This window comes from Profundibacter amoris (assembly GCF_003544895.1).
GTDB lineage: Bacteria > Pseudomonadota > Alphaproteobacteria > Rhodobacterales > Rhodobacteraceae > Profundibacter > Profundibacter amoris.
The window spans coordinates 3,019,810-3,037,085 of sequence record NZ_CP032125.1 but is presented as its reverse complement, the minus strand read 5'-3'; the positions used below and the strand labels follow the sequence as shown (position 1 = coordinate 3,037,085).

19 protein-coding genes are annotated in these 17,276 nt (G+C 59.3%); 12 read left to right on the top strand and 7 right to left on the bottom strand.

Going from position 1 to position 17,276, the window contains the following annotated elements:
- Nucleotides 1-45: 45 nt before the first annotated feature.
- The 3 genes from fzlA to BAR1_RS15155 are packed head-to-tail and all read left to right on the top strand — an operon-like array spanning nt 46 to nt 2,656.
- Nucleotides 46-711 carry an FtsZ-binding protein FzlA gene (fzlA, locus tag BAR1_RS15165; protein ID WP_118944505.1) on the top strand — a complete coding sequence of 222 codons (666 nt, stop codon included), beginning with the start codon at nt 46-48 and terminating at the stop codon, nt 709-711.
- Nucleotides 708-1,745 carry a tRNA epoxyqueuosine(34) reductase QueG gene (gene queG / locus BAR1_RS15160; protein WP_228408570.1) on the top strand — a complete coding sequence of 346 codons (1,038 nt, stop codon included), beginning with the start codon at nt 708-710 and terminating at the stop codon, nt 1,743-1,745. The genes fzlA and queG overlap by 4 nt, the downstream gene beginning before the upstream one ends.
- Nucleotides 1,742-2,656, top strand: a complete 915-nt coding sequence (locus tag BAR1_RS15155) for a DMT family transporter (protein WP_118943807.1) — start codon at nt 1,742-1,744, stop codon at nt 2,654-2,656. Before queG ends, BAR1_RS15155 begins: the two co-directional genes overlap by 4 nt.
- A 109-nt stretch (nt 2,657-2,765) precedes the next feature.
- On the opposite strand, the gene BAR1_RS15150 is transcribed toward BAR1_RS15155, so the two are convergent.
- A complete protein-coding gene (locus BAR1_RS15150; protein ID WP_118943806.1) occupies nt 2,766-4,028 on the bottom strand; it encodes an RsmB/NOP family class I SAM-dependent RNA methyltransferase in 1,263 nt (420 codons plus the stop codon).
- Nucleotides 4,029-4,100: 72 nt separating this feature from the next.
- Here BAR1_RS15150 and BAR1_RS15145 point away from each other — a divergent pair, with 72 nt between their 5' ends.
- Both BAR1_RS15145 and BAR1_RS15140 read left to right on the top strand, forming a co-directional pair.
- A complete protein-coding gene (locus tag BAR1_RS15145; RefSeq protein WP_118943805.1) occupies nt 4,101-4,277 on the top strand; it encodes a DUF1674 domain-containing protein in 177 nt (58 codons plus the stop codon).
- Entirely contained in the window at nt 4,274-4,501 is a 228-nt protein-coding gene (locus tag BAR1_RS15140) for a hypothetical protein (protein WP_118943804.1), read from the top strand. Before BAR1_RS15145 ends, BAR1_RS15140 begins: the two co-directional genes overlap by 4 nt.
- A gap of 9 nt (nt 4,502-4,510) precedes the next feature.
- On the opposite strand, the gene dapB is transcribed toward BAR1_RS15140, so the two are convergent.
- Nucleotides 4,511-5,320 (bottom strand): 4-hydroxy-tetrahydrodipicolinate reductase, encoded by an 810-nt coding sequence (gene dapB / locus BAR1_RS15135; protein ID WP_118943803.1) that lies wholly within the window; start codon nt 5,318-5,320, stop codon nt 4,511-4,513.
- 77 nt (nt 5,321-5,397) lie between these two features.
- Between dapB and rbfA the strand changes: the two genes are divergently transcribed.
- From rbfA to truB, 3 genes are read left to right on the top strand one after another with little or no spacing between them, the layout of a single operon-like run.
- Entirely contained in the window at nt 5,398-5,829 is a 432-nt protein-coding gene (gene rbfA / locus BAR1_RS15130) for a 30S ribosome-binding factor RbfA (protein ID WP_118943802.1), read from the top strand.
- On the top strand, nt 5,826-6,548 hold the full coding sequence (locus tag BAR1_RS15125) for a phosphodiester glycosidase family protein (RefSeq protein WP_118943801.1): 723 nt from the start codon (nt 5,826-5,828) through the stop codon (nt 6,546-6,548). Before rbfA ends, BAR1_RS15125 begins: the two co-directional genes overlap by 4 nt.
- Nucleotides 6,549-6,605: 57 nt before the next feature.
- Nucleotides 6,606-7,517: a tRNA pseudouridine(55) synthase TruB gene (truB, locus tag BAR1_RS15120; RefSeq protein WP_118943800.1), complete on the top strand. Its 912-nt coding sequence runs from the start codon at nt 6,606-6,608 to the stop codon at nt 7,515-7,517.
- A 6-nt stretch (nt 7,518-7,523) separates the two neighbouring features.
- Here the strand turns inward: truB and BAR1_RS15115 are convergent, their stop codons facing one another.
- From BAR1_RS15115 to BAR1_RS15095, 5 genes are all read right to left on the bottom strand, one after another.
- The gene (locus BAR1_RS15115; protein ID WP_118943799.1) at nt 7,524-8,075 is read right to left on the bottom strand and encodes a cytochrome b/b6 domain-containing protein; all 552 of its coding nucleotides are present in this window, start codon (nt 8,073-8,075) and stop codon (nt 7,524-7,526) included.
- A gap of 43 nt (nt 8,076-8,118) precedes the next feature.
- On the bottom strand, nt 8,119-8,376 hold the full coding sequence (locus BAR1_RS15110; protein WP_118943798.1) for a PepSY domain-containing protein: 258 nt from the start codon (nt 8,374-8,376) through the stop codon (nt 8,119-8,121).
- A gap of 255 nt (nt 8,377-8,631) precedes the next feature.
- Nucleotides 8,632-10,590, bottom strand: coding sequence for a protein meaA (locus tag BAR1_RS15105; RefSeq protein WP_118943797.1), 1,959 nt, complete (start codon nt 10,588-10,590; stop codon nt 8,632-8,634).
- Nucleotides 10,591-10,751: 161 nt separating this feature from the next.
- A protein-coding gene (locus BAR1_RS15100) for an IS5 family transposase (RefSeq protein ID WP_118941648.1) occupies nt 10,752-11,512 on the bottom strand; the annotation gives its coding sequence in 2 pieces (ribosomal slippage) (nt 10,752-11,194 and nt 11,194-11,512; 762 coding nt in all).
- Between the two features lie 85 nt (nt 11,513-11,597).
- A complete protein-coding gene (locus BAR1_RS15095) occupies nt 11,598-11,933 on the bottom strand; it encodes a hypothetical protein (RefSeq protein WP_118943796.1) in 336 nt (111 codons plus the stop codon).
- Nucleotides 11,934-12,070: 137 nt separating this feature from the next.
- Here BAR1_RS15095 and BAR1_RS15090 point away from each other — a divergent pair, with 137 nt between their 5' ends.
- The 4 genes from BAR1_RS15090 to BAR1_RS15075 all read left to right on the top strand — a co-directional run bounded on the left by BAR1_RS15090 (nt 12,071) and on the right by BAR1_RS15075 (nt 17,240).
- Entirely contained in the window at nt 12,071-13,462 is a 1,392-nt protein-coding gene (locus BAR1_RS15090; protein ID WP_118943795.1) for a 1-acyl-sn-glycerol-3-phosphate acyltransferase, read from the top strand.
- 112 nt (nt 13,463-13,574) lie between these two features.
- A complete protein-coding gene (ccrA, locus tag BAR1_RS15085) occupies nt 13,575-14,858 on the top strand; it encodes a crotonyl-CoA carboxylase/reductase (protein ID WP_118943794.1) in 1,284 nt (427 codons plus the stop codon).
- A gap of 121 nt (nt 14,859-14,979) precedes the next feature.
- Nucleotides 14,980-16,506, top strand: a complete 1,527-nt coding sequence (locus tag BAR1_RS15080; protein WP_118943793.1) for an AAA family ATPase — start codon at nt 14,980-14,982, stop codon at nt 16,504-16,506.
- Nucleotides 16,503-17,240 carry an SDR family oxidoreductase gene (locus BAR1_RS15075; protein ID WP_118943792.1) on the top strand — a complete coding sequence of 246 codons (738 nt, stop codon included), beginning with the start codon at nt 16,503-16,505 and terminating at the stop codon, nt 17,238-17,240. The genes BAR1_RS15080 and BAR1_RS15075 overlap by 4 nt, the downstream gene beginning before the upstream one ends.
- Nucleotides 17,241-17,276 lie beyond the last annotated feature (36 nt).

Sequence of the window (17,276 nt, the reverse complement as noted above, 5' to 3'; positions counted from 1 at the left end):
GCCAATCACGGCTAATACAAAAGAAAAAACCGAGTGGTATTTGCAATGAACCGACTTTTCCACGTCCCGCTGTCCCCCTATTGCCGCAAGGTGCGCCTGTCCTTGGCGGAAAAGAAGATCGAGGTCGAACTGGTCGAGGAGAAATACTGGGAGCAAGACCCGGATTTCCTGCGTCGCAATCCGGCGGGCAAGGTGCCGGTGCTGAAAATGGACGGCATGACAATGGCCGAATCCGCCCCGATTTGCGAATATCTGGAAGAGGCATACCCCGAACCTTCCCTGCTGCCCAAAGACCCCAAACAGCGTTACGAGGTGCGGCGTCTGGTCAGCTGGTTTGACGATAAATTCCACCACGAGGTCACCGCCAATCTGCTGTATGAGCGGGTGAACAAAAAGGTGATGGGGCAGGGGTATCCGGACAGCAAGAACATCAAGGCCGGTGCGAAAAAGATCAAATTCCATCTGGATTATATGGGCTGGTTGCTGGATCAGCGCCGCTGGCTGGCAGGCGGGCAAATGACGCTGGCCGATTTCGCCGCCGCCGCGCATCTGTCGTCACTGGATTACATTTCGGATGTGGACTGGAACCGAAACGCAAACGTGCGCGAATGGTATGCCAAGATCAAATCACGCCCCGCGTTCCGGTCCATTCTGGCCGATCAGGTGCCGGGTTTCCCGCCGCCTGCCCATTATGCGGATCTGGATTTTTGACGGCGGGCCTAAAGGCGCGGCTGGTTGATTTCGCCCTGAGGGAAGGGTTTTCCAAGGCAGGCATCTGCCGCCCGTGGGACGTGCCGCAAATTGCCGAGCGCCTGAAAACCTATGTCAAGGAAGGGCGCCACGGCCAGATGCGCTGGATGGCCGAGCGGATGAACTGGCGCGGTGATCCGGCGGAACTGTGGCCCGAGGCGAAATCGGTGATCATGCTGGCCGAAGCCTATACGCCGGACCACGACCCGATGCAGGTGGTCGGGATGCCGGACAGGGGGGCGATTTCGGTTTATGCGCAGAACCGCGACTACCACGATATTGTCAAGAAACGGCTGAAACGGGTCGGGCGCTGGTTGCTGGAACAGGAACCCGAGGCACAGATCAAGGTGTTCGTCGATACAGCCCCGGTGATGGAAAAACCGCTGGCGGCGGCGGCGGGGCTGGGCTGGCAGGGCAAGCACACCAATCTGGTCGGGCGCGATCTGGGAAGCTGGTTCTTTCTGGGGTCGATCTTTACTACCATTGAGCTGCCCGTTGACGGGCGGGCCAGCGAGACCTGCGGCAGTTGCACCGCCTGTCTGGATGCCTGCCCCACCGATGCGTTTCCCGCGCCCTACCAACTGGATGCGCGGCGCTGCATATCCTATCTGACGATCGAACACTGGGGACCGGTGGACGAGGAATTTCGCGCCGCACTGGGCAACCGCATCTATGGCTGCGACGATTGCCTTGCCGCTTGCCCGTGGAATAAATTCGCCGCCGAGGCCCGCGAGATGCGCTATGTCGCCCGCGACGAACTGCTGGCGCCAAAGCTGGCGGAACTGGCGGTGCTGGACGATACCGCCTTTCGTGAAAAATTTTCCGGCAGTCCGGTCAAGCGGATGAAACGGGCGCGCTTTGTGCGCAATGTTCTGTATGCGATCGGCAATTCCGGTGATCCCACCCTGCGCCAGGTCGCGGCGGGGCTGGTGAATGACGATGAAGAAATGGTTGCCGACGCTGCCCGCTGGGCCGTTGCGCGGCTATCGGCATGAGGCCCGCCCGCGGCATATTGCTGATCGTGCTGGCGGTGACGGTGTTTTCCGTGATGTCCGCTTTTGTCAAAGCCGCCGGACGGGTGCCCGCCGGCGAGGCTGTGTTTTTCCGGTCTGCCTGCGCGCTGCCGATCATCCTGATCTGGCTGGCGATGCGCGGGGATCTGAGGCACGGGCTGCATACACAAAACTATCGTGGCCATATCTACCGCAGCGTGGCGGGGACGCTAGCCATGGGGCTGGGCTTTGCCGGTCTGAAATTCCTGCCCCTGCCCGAGGTCACGGCCCTGCGTTTCATCACCCCGATTATGATCGTGATATTTGCGGCCATCCTGCTGGGCGAACGCATCCGCATGGTGCGTCTGGCGGCAGTTTTGGCGGGTCTGGTCGGGGTGCTGATCATCCTGTGGCCGCGCTTTGATGCCGGCTTTGCCGGTGCGGGGCAGCGGGAATTGATCGGGGCGGGGATGGTGCTGGCCTCGGCCGGATTTGCCGCCTTTGCACAGATCGCTATCAAACGCATGGCCGGGGTCGAGAAAACCGCGGCCATCGTGTTTTTCTTCTCGATGACGTCGATGGTTCTGTCGCTGTTTTCGCTGCCCTTTGGCTGGGTCTGGCCGGTGGGGATGGAATGGTTTTACCTGATCGGCGCGGGCGTGGTTGGCGGGATCGGGCAGATATTGCTGACCAGCAGCTACCGCTTTTCCGATGCGGGCACGCTGGCACCCTTTACCTATGTATCAATGATCTGGTCTCTGCTGATCGGCTATTTCGCCTTTGGCGAGGTGCCCACATGGGCGATGCTGGCCGGTGCTGCGCTGATCATCCTGTCGGGCGTGGCCATTGTGCTGCGCGAACGGCAACTGGGTATTGCGCGCACCGCCACGCGCAATGTCACCAAGCCGCGCTAAAGCATGTCGCGCCAAATCGAATTCATCCGGCAAGGCGAACGCACCTGCGTTGCAGGCGCTGCCTCGCCCTGCCGGATGAATGCCTGATACCGATCAGACGCGACACGCCCTAGACGGTTTTTCTGATCATGGCGATGTAAAACCCGTCCATGCCGCCCGTGTCTGCCCAGTAATCGGGGCGCAGGCGCAGGCCACCTTCGGGGGTGGTCCATGCCGGATCAAGCCCCGCAAGGGTGATCGGCTCGACCGTAATGTCGTCATGGCGCTTCAAGGCATCCTCGATCTGGATTTCGCCCTCGTCCGGCAGCAGCGAACAGGTGCAAAATACCAGCCGCCCGCCCGGTTTTAGTTGACTAAGGGCGTGGTCAATCATCCGTTCCTGCAAGGCAAACAATGTAGGGAAATCCGCCCCATCCTTGGCGTGGGGCAAATCGGGGTGCCGGCGAATTGTGCCCGTCGCGGTGCAGGGCGCATCCAGCAGGATCGCGTCAAACAGCGCCTCGCGCCACTCAAGCGCATCCACGACCCGCAGGGTTGCATCCAGCCCCGTGCGCTCCAGATTCTCGCGCACCCGCACCATCCGCTTTTTGGAGACATCAATCGCCACCACATCGGCCCCCGTCATGGCCAGTTGCATGGTTTTGCCCCCCGGTGCGGCGCACATGTCCAGCACGCGTTCACCCGCCTGTGCATTCAAAACCTTGGCTGGGATCGCGGCGGCGGCGTCTTGCACCCACCAGTCGCCCGCCTCATATCCGGCAAGGGCCGAGACCTGACCCGCCCCCAGCACACGCACCGATCCGGTCGGCAACACCGTGCCGCCAACTGCCTTGGCCAACGGTGCCGGGTCCCCTTTGGGGGTCAAATCCAGTGGTGCGCCGTTGGCAAAGCTGGCCTCCATCGCCTCGACTGTTTTCTTGCCGTAATCCGCCACCAATGGTTTGCGCAGCCACTTTGGCAGGCGCGGTTCCGGCAATTTATCCCACGCCGTAACATCGATCTTGCGCAGCACCGCGTTGACCATGCCCGAGGCCCGGTGATGCACCTTGTCCGCCTTGACCATCGACACCGCCGAATTCACCACCCCGTGCGCCGCCGCGCCATCGACGCACAGTTCGACCACCGACAGGCGCAACACGTTGTGCACAGTCAATTCAGGTTTGCGTTGCAGGAACGGCCCCAGCATCCGGTCGGCCCGATCCATCCAGCGCAGGGTTTCCATTGCCAGCCGCTGCGCGCGGGCCTTTTCGGACGGGTCCAGTTTATCCAGCGCGCCGGTCACCAGCAGTTCGGGCAGCAACGCGCCCTTGCCCAATACACCGTCCAGCAATCGAACCGCCGCACGGCGCGGGTTTAGACCGGGTTGGGACATGGGGGTATTCCTTTGTTGATATGCCTGTGTTTCGGCCTATATCATAGGGACAAGCTGAACAAGAGACGAGCCATGCCAGACAGCCTCAAAGACCTGCCCCCCGCCGCGCAACGCGCCCTTAGGGAAGCCGAGGAGCGCCGCAAAAAGGCCAAAGCCGCCGAACTGCCCAAAGAGCTGGGCGGCCGCGACGGGCCGGAGCCTGTGCGCTATGGCGATTGGGAAAAGAAGGGGATCGCGGTGGATTTTTGAAACAGACCGATTACAAAATCCGGCAGAAATTCAAAAAGCTGCTTGGCTGGTTTAACAGACATATCCCGCCGGGAATTCGAACGCTAACCGGTCTGTTTCTGGTCATAGCCGGTTTTTTCGGCTTTTTGCCGGTTCTCGGGTTCTGGATGATACCGCTGGGTCTGGCCGTCATTATGCTGGACTACAGGTGGGTTCGCAGAAAACTGGCGGAACGAGGGAAGTAGGTCCTGCTCCTACAACCCCAGCACATCCAGCATATTGTATTCCCCGGGCTTGCGCCCTTGGCCCCACAGCGCGGCCTTTAGCGCGCCTCGGGCGAAAATGGCGCGGTCGGTGGCCATGTGGCGCAGCACGATGCGCTCGCCTTCGCCGGCGAAAATCACATCGTGTTCCCCCACAATATCGCCGCCACGAATGGCCGAAAAACCGATGTCCCCGCGTTTGCGTTCACCGGTGATCCCGTCGCGCCCGCTGTCCTTTACCGTGGCCAAAGAAACCCCGCGCCCATCGGCGGCGGCCTCGCCCAGCATCAGCGCGGTGCCCGATGGCGCGTCCACCTTGTGCCTGTGATGGGCCTCGACAATTTCGATGTCGAAATCCGCATCCAGCGCGGCGGCGACCTGTTTGGTCAGTTGTACCAGCAGGTTCACCCCGAGGCTCATGTTGCCCGCCCGCACCACCACCGAATGACGCGATGCGGCCTTGATTTTCGCCAGATCATCGTCCGACAACCCCGTGGTGCCGATCACATGCACCGCGCGCGCCTGCGCGGCCAGTTCCGCCATCGCCACCGTGGCCGCAGGCACCGTGAAATCGATCACCGCCTGGGCTTTGGCCATAACTTCTAGCGGATTGTCGCTGACAAGCACGCCTAATTCGGCCCCGCCCATTGCCACACCAACGTCCTGCCCGATCCACTCATGGCCGGACCGCTCTAACGCGCCGACCAGTTGCATCGCCTTGTTTTCACTGACCAGTTTCACCAGCATCTGACCCATCCGGCCCGACACACCGTTTACCACCACGCCCGGAAGTTTGCTCATCCCGCATCTCCTGAATTTGTTGTTATGCGCATACTGACCCGCTTGCACAGATCGCGCAACCGGCTTAGACGGGGTTTATGGCAAAACAAACCCACCATTCGGCCCGTGGCCCCTCGCAACGTCAACTGCGTGTTGGCGAGTTGATCCGGCGTTCCCTGTCGGATATTCTGACCCGTGGCGATATCCACGACCCAGACCTGAACCGCATGTCGATCACGGTTGGCGAGGTGCGCACATCGCCCGACCTGAAGGTCGCCACCGCCTTTGTGCTGCCGCTGGGCGGCAAGGACAAGGAACAGGCGCTGTTGCTGCTGCGTCAGAACCGATATGAAATCCGCCGCGCGGTGGCCAAAACCCTGGCCCTGAAATACGCGCCGGAAATCCGGTTCCTGATCGACGAAACGTTCGATCAGATGGACGAGACCCGCCGCATTCTGGAACAGGATGCCGTGCGCCGCGATATTGAAAACGACAGCGACGGCGGGGATGCAGACGGAGGCGGTGAATGATCCGCGCCGCTTTGGCATTTCTGTTGCTGCTGCCCGCTGTGGCGAATGCCTGCGAAACGCTGACGTATAAATCCAACGACTATACCCTTTGCGAAGTGACGCTGGAGGATGATCTGCGGTTGTTCCATTCCGATGCCGATGGCCGGCTACTGGGCAGTTTCAGCCGGATCAACGCGATGCTGGCGGACAGCGGCCAGACGCTGGGTTTTGCGATGAATGCAGGGATGTATCATACCGACCGTAGCCCCGTGGGCCTGTTTGTCGAAAACGGCATAGAACGTGCACCGCTGGCCGATGGCGGCACCTACGGCAACTTTGGCCTGAAACCCAATGGCGTGTTTTGTTTTAGTAAGGACCGGCTGGCGGTGATTGAAACAAATGCGTTTCGTGATGCCAGGCCGGCTTGCGATTACGCCACGCAGTCCGGCCCGATGCTGGTGATTGACGGGGCGTTGCATCCGCGGTTTCTGCTGGATGCAACCTCGCGTTATATCCGCAACGGGGTTGGCGTATCGGCCGATGGCACCCGCGCCTGGTTTGTGATTTCGGATAATCCCGTCACCTTCCACGAATTCGGCTCGCTGTTCCGCGACCATCTGAAAACCCCCAACGCGCTTTATTTCGATGGCAAGGTTTCGCGCCTGTTTGCGCCTGATCTGGGCCGGTCCGACAGTGGCTTTCCGCTGGGGGTGATCGTGGGCACCGTGATCAGCCGTTGACCTGCGTGGGCAGGCGCACTAAACGCCACAGCTTAAGGTAAATTCTGGAGCACACCCTTGGGACGCAGACGTAAAAATGGCCGTGATATTTCGGGCTGGCTGGTGATCAACAAACCGGCGGGCATCACCTCGAATGCGGTGGTGAACAAGGTGCGCTGGGCGATGGACGCGAAAAAGGCGGGTCATGCGGGCACACTGGACCCCGAGGCAACCGGCGTGCTGGCGATTGCGCTGGGCGAGGCGACGAAAACCGTGCCCTATATCACGGATGCGCAAAAGGCCTATCGTTTTACCGTGCGGCTGGGACAGGCGACCAACACCGATGATGCCGAGGGCGAAGTGATCGCTGAATCCGACACGCGCCCCACCGATGATGAAATCCGCGCCGCCCTGCCACAATTCACCGGCGACATCATGCAAATCCCGCCGCAGTTTTCCGCCGTGAAAATCGACGGTCAGCGCGCCTATAAACTGGCCCGCGCGGGCGAGGAGGTCGAGATCAAGGCCCGCCCGCTGTGGGTCGAGGAACTGGAGTTGGTCGAGCGGATTGACGAGGATCACATCGTGCTGGAAATGATTTGTGGCAAAGGCGGCTATGTGCGCTCGATCGCGCGTGATCTGGGTGCGGTTCTGGGCTGCTATGCCCATGTTAAATCGCTGCACCGCGTCTGGTCCGGCCCGTTCGAGGCCGAGGATGGCATCACCATGGATCTGGTCGAGGAACTGGCCAAAACCGGTGATCTGGATGCCTATCTGCGCCCGCTGGAGCAGGGGTTGGAAGACCTGCCAGAACTGCGCTGCACCCCCGAGGCCGCCGCGCGTTTGCGGCATGGCAATCCGGGGATGGTGCTGGCCTCAGATGTGGAATACGGCGACGAGGCCTGGGCATCGCTGGATGGCAAGGCCGTCGCGGTGGGCGTTTACAAATCCGGCGAATTGCACCCGTCACGGGTGTTCAATACAGCGTAAGGACAGTTAATCAACGTCCTCGGGTTTTTGCCCCGTTACCATTGCCGCGACGAGGTTTTCCCTGTGGCGCCGGCTGGCCAATGCAACACCCGCCAGATGGAACGCGACCAACGCCAGCAGGCCGTTGACCAGCGACTTGTGCAAATCCTCGACCCATTCTTCGCCGAAATAGGCATCCATGCTCATCATATAGCCGGTGGTGCCGATAGCCCCCAGCACCAGCAACAGCGCGACGATCATTGCGGCCCCTGCCGGATTGTGGCCAATGTATCTCTCCTCAACGCCACGGGCGATGTCGCGTAGATAACCCAGCAATTTGCGCGGCCCTGGGATGAAATTGCTGAACCGGGCATGTTTGGGGCCGATTATCCCCCAGATCAGGCGAAACGTGATCAGGGCAACCACGGTGTAGCCAAAGAATTTATGCATATCACGCGGGGATATGACGAAATAGGACAGGGTAACACTGGTCACCAAAGACCAGTGAAAGAGGCGCACGCCGATATCCCAAACGGCAATGGATTTTCGTGTCAGGGGCTGATTTTCTACGATAGCCATGCGGCGCCTCTTTCTGCTGCTCGTGAGTGGTTAGGAAGGTGGGTCAGGAATTGATACGGTCGATTTCCGCACCGGTGTTGGGATCAAAGAAAACTTCCATTTTGGTGTTGTCCAGCATGCCGTAAACCTCGTAGCAGCCGCCGTCATTGATCTTGAACTTCAGAACTTCGCCGCCTTCGTCCTCGAAGGATTTGATGGCTTCCCAGACGGGTTTCAGGCTGTCGCCGGGGGTGCAGGCAGGTTCGGCCAACAGGGGGGTAGCAAAGGTAACGGCGAGGGCGGTGAACATCAGTTTTTTCATTTTGGTCTCCAGTTTTTGGTTGGTGTGATTTACGGCAGATTGCCGGACACAGAACCGAGACCTAATGAAGGGGTGGGCAGACAGGCCATTGATAAATGGTTTAATTCGTGCGGGTAGGCGTAAAGTTCACACAAATAAACCAAGTGTTTACGCAAAGACCTGCCGACAAAGGCCTGTGTGCCCGTCGCGGGTCTTGACCGCGCGAAAATCCGTTACGGGTTTGCAGGGTAATGGGCGGTTATCGCCGGAATCCTGTCACCGGTCGGGGGAATCAACCAGCGTGACAATATCCGCCATAATCTTGTTCAATTCGAAATCCTTGGGCGTATAGACCCGCGCGACCCCCATTTTGCGCAAATCCATGGCGTCATCCTCGGGGATGATGCCGCCTGCGATTACCGGAATATCGGTCAGGCCTGCATCCTTTAGCTGTTGCATCAGATCGGCAATCAACGGGATGTGGCTGCCCGACAGGATCGACAGGCCGATCACATGCGGACCGTCCTTTTTCGCGCTTTCCACAATTTCCGCCGGCGTCATGCGAATGCCGTCATAGGTAATGTCCATGCCGCAATCACGGGCGCGGGTGGCGATCTGTTCGGCGCCGTTGGAATGGCCGTCCAGACCCGGCTTGCCGACCAGCAGTTTCAGGCGGCGGCCCAGACGGTCGGATGCCGCATCGACTTGCGCGCGGATGTCCTCAAGCCCTTCGGTGCGGTTGCTGGGGTTTTTGGAAACGCCGGTGGGGCCGCGGTATTGGCCAAAGGCATCACGCACCACCTGCCCCCATTCGCCGGTGGTTGCGCCTGCGCGGGCGGCGGCAATGGATGCAGGCATGATGTTTTCGCCGGATTTGGCAGCGGCGCGCAGATCGGCCAGTGCCTTTTGCACCGCCGCATCATCACGCTCTGCCCGCCAGGCGTTCAGGCGGGCAATCTGGTCGGCCTCGGCCGCAGGATCGGCCACCATGATCGAGCCGTCACCAGCGGTCAGCGGGCTGGGGGCGGCCTCGGTCCAGCGGTTTACGCCGACCACGGTGGTTTCGCGGGCCTCGATTTTTGCGATGCGGGCGGCATTTGATTCAACCAGCCGCGATTTCATATAGTCAATCGCCGCCACCGCCCCGCCCATACCGTCGATCTGGGCCAGTTCGGCACGCGCGCCGGCTTTCAGTTCCTCGACCTTGCGGGTGATGGCGGGGTTGCCGTCGAACAGGTCGTCATATTCCAGCAGGTCGGTTTCATAGGCCAGTATCTGTTGCATCCGCAGCGACCATTGCTGGTCCCACGGGCGCGGCAGGCCCAGAGCCTCGTTCCACGCAGGCAGCTGCACCGCGCGGGCACGGGCGTTTTTGGACAGGGTCACGGCCAGCATTTCGATCAATATGCGATAGACGTTGTTTTCCGGCTGCTGTTCGGTCAGGCCCAGCGAGTTCACCTGCACCCCGTAACGGAAGCGGCGGAATTTCGGATCCTCGACACCGTAGCGTTCACGGGTGATTTCATCCCACAGTTCGACAAAGGCACGCATCTTGCACATCTCGGTCACAAAGCGGATACCGGCATTCACAAAGAAGGAAATGCGCCCGACCATGGCGGGGAAATGCTCGTCCGGCACCTTGCCCTTCAGATCGTCCAGCACGGCGGTGGCGGTGGCCAGTGCAAAGGCCAGTTCCTCCTCGGGTGTCGCGCCGGCCTCTTGCAGGTGGTAGGAGCAGACGTTCATCGGGTTCCATCTGGGCAGATGTTCGCGGGTGTAGGCGGCGATGTCGGTGATCATCCGAAGGGACGGTTTTGGCGGGCAGATATAGGTGCCGCGCGACAGGTATTCCTTGATGATGTCGTTTTGCACTGTGCCCTGCAGTTTACTGACGTCGGCGCTCTGTTCCTCGGCAGCGGCGATATAGAGCGATAGCAACCACGGCGCGGTGGCGTTGATCGTCATGGAGGTATTCATCTGCTCCAGCGGAATATCGGCGAACAGCGCGCGCATGTCGCCCAGATGGCTGACGGGCACGCCAACCTTGCCGACCTCGCCCTTGGCCAACACATGATCGCTGTCATATCCGGTCTGGGTGGGCAGATCGAAGGCCACCGACAGGCCGGTCTGACCCTTGGCCAGATTATCCCGATACAGCGCGTTTGACGCGGCGGCGGTCGAATGGCCCGCATAGGTGCGGAACAGCCACGGGCGGGGGGTGTTGGATGCGGACATGGGCGGCGGCCTTGTTCAAGATTACGCTGCGCATGTTTTCGCAAAGGTAAGAATATTACGCAAGGGGGAATATTGCGGGAATATAATTGCGTATTGATTGTCGGTGATAACAGCGCATATGGCTGCGCTGTTGGTTGTTTTTAAGTTGCTAGGCTCAGGACTCATTGATTAACCCAGAAGATAACGATAGCAGCTATTTGGATTGCTGACAGGAAAGTATGGGCGCAACGGTCGAACCGCATGGCGATGCGTCGCCAGTCCTTGAGTTTGGCAAACATATTCTCGACCTTGTGCCGCTGTTTGTATAAGGTTTTACAGTACGTTGCGGGGTGTTTACGTTTGGCTCTGGGCGGTATGCACGGGGTAATGCCGCGCTTGATCAGAGCCGCGCGGTAAGCGTCGCTATCGTAACCTTTATCGCCAAGCATTTCCTTTGCTGCAGGTAAATCAGGCAGTAATGTTGCCGCACCTTTATGATCGGATTGCTGGCCCTCGGTTAGTAACAGCCGCACCGGGCGGCCCTCGCCGTCACAAACCGCGTGCAATTTGGAGTTCAATCCGCCTTTGGTGCGGCCAATAGCGCGGGGAACATCCCCCCTTTTAACAGGCTGCAAGCCGTGCGGTGCGTTTTGAGATGTGTTGCGTCAATCATTAACCGATCCGGCGGGCCATTTTCGGCGACCAAAGCCGTGAAAATTTTGTCAAACACCCCCATCTTCGACCACCTGATAAACCTGTTATATAAGGTTTTATGCGGCCCGTAGACCTCCGGAGCGTCCCGCCAACGCAAACCGTTGCGGATTACATGAATGATACCGCTGATAACTTTGCGATCATCCACCCGTGGCACGCCGTGCGACAAAGGAAAATACGGTTTTATCCGCGCTAACTGTGCTTCGCTGAGCCAAAATTGATCTGACATACCACCCTCCTAATGTTGTGGAGCACAGTGATTCAGAATTTTGTCAGATAAGCAACATATTAATGGGTCCTGACCCTAAATAGCCCTAATTATAGGTGAAAGTGCCGATTTTGCAGATGTTGATGTTCTTTTTCACCAGAACGTCGCCATCATCAAACACGGCCTTGAAATCAAACTTGCAATAGCCGCTGCCGTCGTCAAAGTTGATGTTGACGGAGGATCCGGATGGAAGAACGTCGGACCCAAGGATATCTTCTTCCCATGAATCCGACCCTTTGTTCGAGCCATAGAACCGGACGATTGTATAGCCGGTTTCATTTACAATCCGGACGCGGCGGTCCAGCGCGGATACTGTAGTTGCACTCGTGAAAAGGAGGCTTAGCGCCAGCAGCGCATAAGTTACAAATCTATTAATTTTCATTGGTCATCCCTTTCTGTAATGCACCGAAATTGCGACAGTATCCGGTGTTTTTCAAGCCTATAGATTGAAAACAAACCGTTTTTGCAGCGCATATAACACTCTGGACCTGTGCGGGTTTTCCTGAAAGGCTGTAACGTATGAACAGGGTTATCGAAGTCCCCCTTTGGATACTGGTGCTGATTGTCGGTTTTGCGGCCTTTGCGGCGTTGGAACGGGTGCTTGTGCCGTCCGTGCGCTGGTTCTTTCGCCGCCGGATGGAGAAGGTGGTATCGCGGGTAAACAGCAAACTGGACCGCCCGATAGAGCCGTTCAAACTGGCCCGTCGTCACGATATGATCCAGCGGGTGATCTATGACCCCAAGGTGGCCGAATCGATTGCCGAACACGCCCGCACCGAAGGGGTGCCGGAAAATGTGGCGTTCGAGGATGCGCGGCGTTACGCCAAGGAAATTGTGCCCTCGTTCAGTGCCTCGATCTATTTCGGCATCGCGATGCGGGCCTCGCGATGGTTAAGCCGGACGTTATACCGGGTGCGGCTGGGCCATTTTGACGAAGCCGCGATCGAGGCGATCGACAAGGACGCGACGGTGATTTTCGTGATGAACCACCGCTCGAACATGGATTATGTTCTGGTCACCTATCTGGCGGCTGAACGCTCGGCCCTGTCCTATGCCGTTGGCGAATGGGCGCAGGTCTGGCCGTTGAAACATCTGATCCGGGCGATGGGGGCCTATTTCATCCGCCGCAAATCGCGCAACCCGTTATACCGGCGTGTGCTGGCGCGCTATGTGCAACTGGCCACTGCCGGCGGGGTGACGCAGGCGGTGTTTCCCGAAGGGGGCCTCAGTCTGGACGGGACGGTGGGCACGCCCAAGCTGGGATTGTTGAACTATGTGGTGTCCGATTTTGATCCCGAAGGCGCGCGTGATGTGGTGTTCGTGCCGGTGGCGTTGAATTATGATCGTGTGCTCGAGGACCGTGTGCTGATGTCGGCGGCGGATGCGGGCAATCGCAAATTCCGCTTTAGCCTGTTCAAGATGCTGGGCTGGATCGGACGGCAGATATGGTTCCGGATCACGGGGCGCTATCATCGTTTCGGCTATGCCTCAGTCAGTTTTGGCGATCCGGTCAGCCTGAAGGAATTTGTGAAAACCTGCCCTGACAATGTGACCGAATGCGTGGCCGAAAAGGTGATGGAGCGCGTGCGCGAGGTGGTGCCGGTGCTGCCGGTGCCGATGGTGGCAACGGTGTTGCTGGCGGCAGAGGAACCGATGACAGGCAAAGAAGTGGTGACGCAGGTGAACGAGCTGGCCAACTGGCTGGAAGCCAACGGCGCCCACATCCATGTGCCGCGTGACAGTCTGGATTATGCCGCCGAATTTGGTCTGACTTTGCTTGCCAAACGCCGGATGCTGAGCGAGCAGGACGGGCAGTATAGTGTAAACACCGAAGACAAACCGGCATTGCAATACTATGCCAACTCGATTGCCCATCTGATCAGGCGGGCGCAAGAAAATTCACAGGGTTAGAAAATTACAAAATAACCCCTGTTTATGATTGCAATATTGCGCGGTCAATCATATCTCACCTAATGAACGGTGGCGTTGATTCTGCGCCACGGCTTTGGCTTTGGAGGCTTTTATGACTGCTGTAACCCATCCTGATATCGCCCCTTACGACGCCCCTGAAAAGGACCTTTACGAAATCGGGGAAATCCCTCCACTGGGCTATGTACCAAAACAGATGTATGCATGGGCGATCCGCCGTGACCGCCACGGCGATCCGGACAAGGCGATGTTGCAGGAAGTGGTGGATGTGCCGGAAATCGACAGCCACGAGGTGTTGGTTCTGGTGATGGCCGCGGGGGTGAACTACAACGGCGTCTGGGCGGCGCTGGGCACACCGATTTCCACCTTTGACGTGCATGGGGCGGATTACCATATCGCAGGGTCGGACGCTTCGGGGATCGTCTGGAAGGTGGGCGACAAGGTCAAGCGCTGGAAAGTCGGCGACGAGGTGGTGATCCACTGCAATCAGGATGATGGTGATGACGAGGAATGTAACGGGGGTGACCCGATGTTTTCTCCGACGCAGAAAATCTGGGGCTATGAAACGCCGGACGGATCATTTGCCCAGTTTACACGGGTTCAGTCACAACAGTTGATGCCGCGCCCCAAGCACCTGACATGGGAGCAAAGCGCCTGTTATGTGCTGACACTGGCCACCGCTTACCGGATGTTGTTTGGCCATCACCCGCACGAATTGAAGCCGGGCCAGAACGTGCTGGTCTGGGGCGCATCCGGTGGCTTGGGGTCTTTTGCGATCCAGTTGATCAACACGGCGGGCGGCAATGCGATTGGCGTGATTTCCAACGAGGACAAGCGCGATTTCGTGATGGGGTTGGGCGCCAAGGGCGTTCTGAATCGCAAGGATTTCAATTGCTGGGGCCAGATGCCGATTGTAAACACGCCCGAGTATAAGGACTGGTTTGGCGAGGTGCGCAAATTCGGCAAGGCGATATGGGACATCACCGGCAAGGGTGTGAACGTCGATATGGTGTTTGAACACCCCGGCGAGGCGACCTTTCCGGCCTCGGTATTCGTTTGCAAAAAGGGCGGCATGGTGGTGATCTGTGCCGGCACCACGGGCTATAATCTGACGATGGATGCACGGTATTTGTGGATGCACCAGAAACGCGTGCAGGGATCGCACTTTGCCCATCTGAAACAGGCCGCTGCCGCGAACCAGTTGATGGTCGAGCGGCGGCTGGATCCATCCATGTCCGAGGTATTCCCGTGGGATGAAATTCCGGCGGCGCATATGAAGATGTGGAAGAACGAGCACAAACCGGGCAACATGGCGGTGCTGGTGCAGGCGCCAACGACGGGGTTGCGGACCCTCGAGGATGCGCTGGAGGCAAAATAGGAACGCTGTCCCGCACCTGATGCGGGACCTCTTGGAATCTTCTGTCAAAGGGGCCCCGGATCAGGTCCGGGGCAGCGTGATCCTGCTGGCCAAGCCTTTCCCCCCGCGATAGGGTCGCGGCATGACATTACCTACCCTGACATTTTCGGACGATCAGGCCGAAGCCTATGACCGCATCAGCGACGTTCTGCTGGGCGCGGGCGTTGATCTGGACAATGCCATCCTGACCCCGCAGGCCGACGGGCGCGATCATGTTCTGGCCGTGGTCGGCAAGGCGGGATCGGGCAAAACCCTGCTGCTGGCGCAACTCTATCAGGCATTGGAAGAGGCGGGCGTCGAGACGATTTCCGGCGACTACGAGAGCAAGAAACGCAAGGACAAGCGCACACTGGCCATCCTGGCCCCCACCAACAAGGCTGCCAGCGTGTTGCGCAATCGCGGGGTGCCGGCGACCACGATCCACCGTATTCTATACACGCCGCTGTATGATCCCGAATATGAAAAGATCGCCGAATGGCTGGCCGGACAGGGCGAAAAACCGGAAATCGAGGGGCTGACCGAGGCCGCGCTGGACCGTGCCGCGCTGTTCTATGCCGGCAATAAATCAATCCCCGGTGCACTGGCGGCGGCGGGTCTGCGCGGGTCGGATTTCATCATCGGCTGGAAACGGCGGGACGAGCCGATGGATATCGGGTTTGTTGACGAAAGCTCGATGCTGACCCGTGACCAGCTGGATGACCTGAAGGAAATATTCCCGACGCTGGTGCTGTTCGGTGACCCCGCGCAACTGGCCCCCGTCGGGCAATCCGGCGAGATGGTGTTCGACAATTTCAAGGGCAAACAAAAGCTGGTTCTGCATCGTATCCACCGGCAGGACGCCGATAATCCGATCCTTGATCTGGCCCATGCGCTAAGTGACGAAAGCCTGCAATTCCACGATTTCGAGCGCATGGTGGAAGAAGCCTCCAGGCGCGATGACCGCGTGGTTTTCGCGCGGCGGGTCGAGGCGGACATGATGGCGCGCTCGCCGGTTCTGGTCTGGACCAACAAAACGCGGGTGCGTTTGATACAGGCGTTTCGCGGGGCGTTTGGCGCGCCGTCGGATGAATTGCTGGCGGGCGAACCGCTGATTTGCGACGGGATCGAACTACCGCTGAAACACCGCAAGAAACGCATTGATCTTGAAGCCCGCGGGCTGATCAAGGGGGCGCAGGTGATCTATCTGGGGCCGGGGCGCAAGGCGGGATTTTCGCGCCTGCATGTGATCGGCGCCGAGGACCCGCAGGTCTCGGCTGCCTCAATCATCAAGATCGAATTGCCGGACGAGGAAGAACCCTTCATCCCCTTTGCGGCGCGCATGGGGGCGGCGTTTTTACATGGCTCGGCGGTGACGATCCACAAGGCGCAAGGCTCGCAGTGGGAGGATGTGCAGGTGTTTGCCCCCGATCTGGCGATAGCCGCGCGGATGGGGCGGGTGGAGGCCGGACAGGCGCTGTGGAAACGGCTGACCTATGTGGCGATCACGCGGGCGGAAAAGCGGCTGTTCTGGGTGACGCGCAATATGCTGGCGCGCCCGACAGGGCCGCTGCGGGTGGATGATCTGGTGGTCGCCCCCGCGCCGCTGAAACTGGAAGGGGGCGAGGAATGAGCAAGACGATTATGATCACCGGTGCCAGTTCAGGGATTGGCGCGGCCACGGCTAAGGTGTTTCTGGACGACGGATGGCAGGTCGGCCTGATTGCGCGGAGGCGCGAGGCATTGGAGGCCATTGCAGCAGGGCATCCGGCGGCGCATGTCATGCCTGCAGATGTAACGGACGAGGCGGCGTTAAAGGCTGCTTTTGACGGTTTTATCGCGGCCACGGGGCGGGTGGATGTGTTGTTCAACAACGCGGGCACATTCGGGCCTGCGGGGTTGATTGACGAAATCCCTGTGGATGAATGGCGCCAAGTGGTGGACCTGAACCTGACAGGGATGTTTCTGGCGGCGCGCTTTGCTTTTGCGCAGATGCGGCGGCAAGACCCGATGGGTGGGCGGATCATCAACAATGGCTCGGTTTCGGCTCAGGCGCCACGGCCCGGATCGGTTGGCTATACCAGCACCAAACACGCGATCACGGGGCTGACCAAGACACTCAGTCTGGATGGACGGGCGTTTGATATTGCCTGCGGCCAGATCGACATTGGCAACGCACAGACCGAATTACTGGACCAGTTGAACGCGCGGGCGTTAAAGGCCAATCCGGATATGCCGGTTCAGCCAATGATGGACGTCGGGATTGCGGCGGATGCAGTGTTGCAAATGGCGGGGTTGCCGCTGTCGGCCAATGTGCAGTTCATGACGCTTATGGCGACCAAGATGCCACTGATCGGGCGCGGTTGAACACGGCCCGAAATCATGCAAAGATTTCGGACTGTT

Bases quoted from the DNA above. Each gene is read 5' to 3' on its own strand.
- fzlA (WP_118944505.1), top strand. From the start codon at position 46: ATGAACCGACTTTTCCACGTCCCGCTGTCCCCCTATTGCCGCAAGGTG.
- BAR1_RS15155 (WP_118943807.1), top strand. From the start codon at position 1,742: ATGAGGCCCGCCCGCGGCATATTGCTGATCGTGCTGGCGGTGACGGTG.
- BAR1_RS15150 (WP_118943806.1), bottom strand. From the start codon at position 4,028: ATGTCCCAACCCGGTCTAAACCCGCGCCGTGCGGCGGTTCGATTGCTG.
- BAR1_RS15145 (WP_118943805.1), top strand. From the start codon at position 4,101: ATGCCAGACAGCCTCAAAGACCTGCCCCCCGCCGCGCAACGCGCCCTT.
- dapB (WP_118943803.1), bottom strand. From the start codon at position 5,320: ATGAGCAAACTTCCGGGCGTGGTGGTAAACGGTGTGTCGGGCCGGATG.
- rbfA (WP_118943802.1), top strand. From the start codon at position 5,398: ATGGCAAAACAAACCCACCATTCGGCCCGTGGCCCCTCGCAACGTCAA.
- BAR1_RS15125 (WP_118943801.1), top strand. From the start codon at position 5,826: ATGATCCGCGCCGCTTTGGCATTTCTGTTGCTGCTGCCCGCTGTGGCG.
- BAR1_RS15115 (WP_118943799.1), bottom strand. From the start codon at position 8,075: ATGGCTATCGTAGAAAATCAGCCCCTGACACGAAAATCCATTGCCGTT.
- BAR1_RS15110 (WP_118943798.1), bottom strand. From the start codon at position 8,376: ATGAAAAAACTGATGTTCACCGCCCTCGCCGTTACCTTTGCTACCCCC.
- BAR1_RS15105 (WP_118943797.1), bottom strand. From the start codon at position 10,590: ATGTCCGCATCCAACACCCCCCGCCCGTGGCTGTTCCGCACCTATGCG.
- BAR1_RS15095 (WP_118943796.1), bottom strand. From the start codon at position 11,933: ATGAAAATTAATAGATTTGTAACTTATGCGCTGCTGGCGCTAAGCCTC.
- BAR1_RS15090 (WP_118943795.1), top strand. From the start codon at position 12,071: ATGAACAGGGTTATCGAAGTCCCCCTTTGGATACTGGTGCTGATTGTC.
- ccrA (WP_118943794.1), top strand. From the start codon at position 13,575: ATGACTGCTGTAACCCATCCTGATATCGCCCCTTACGACGCCCCTGAA.
- BAR1_RS15080 (WP_118943793.1), top strand. From the start codon at position 14,980: ATGACATTACCTACCCTGACATTTTCGGACGATCAGGCCGAAGCCTAT.
- BAR1_RS15075 (WP_118943792.1), top strand. From the start codon at position 16,503: ATGAGCAAGACGATTATGATCACCGGTGCCAGTTCAGGGATTGGCGCG.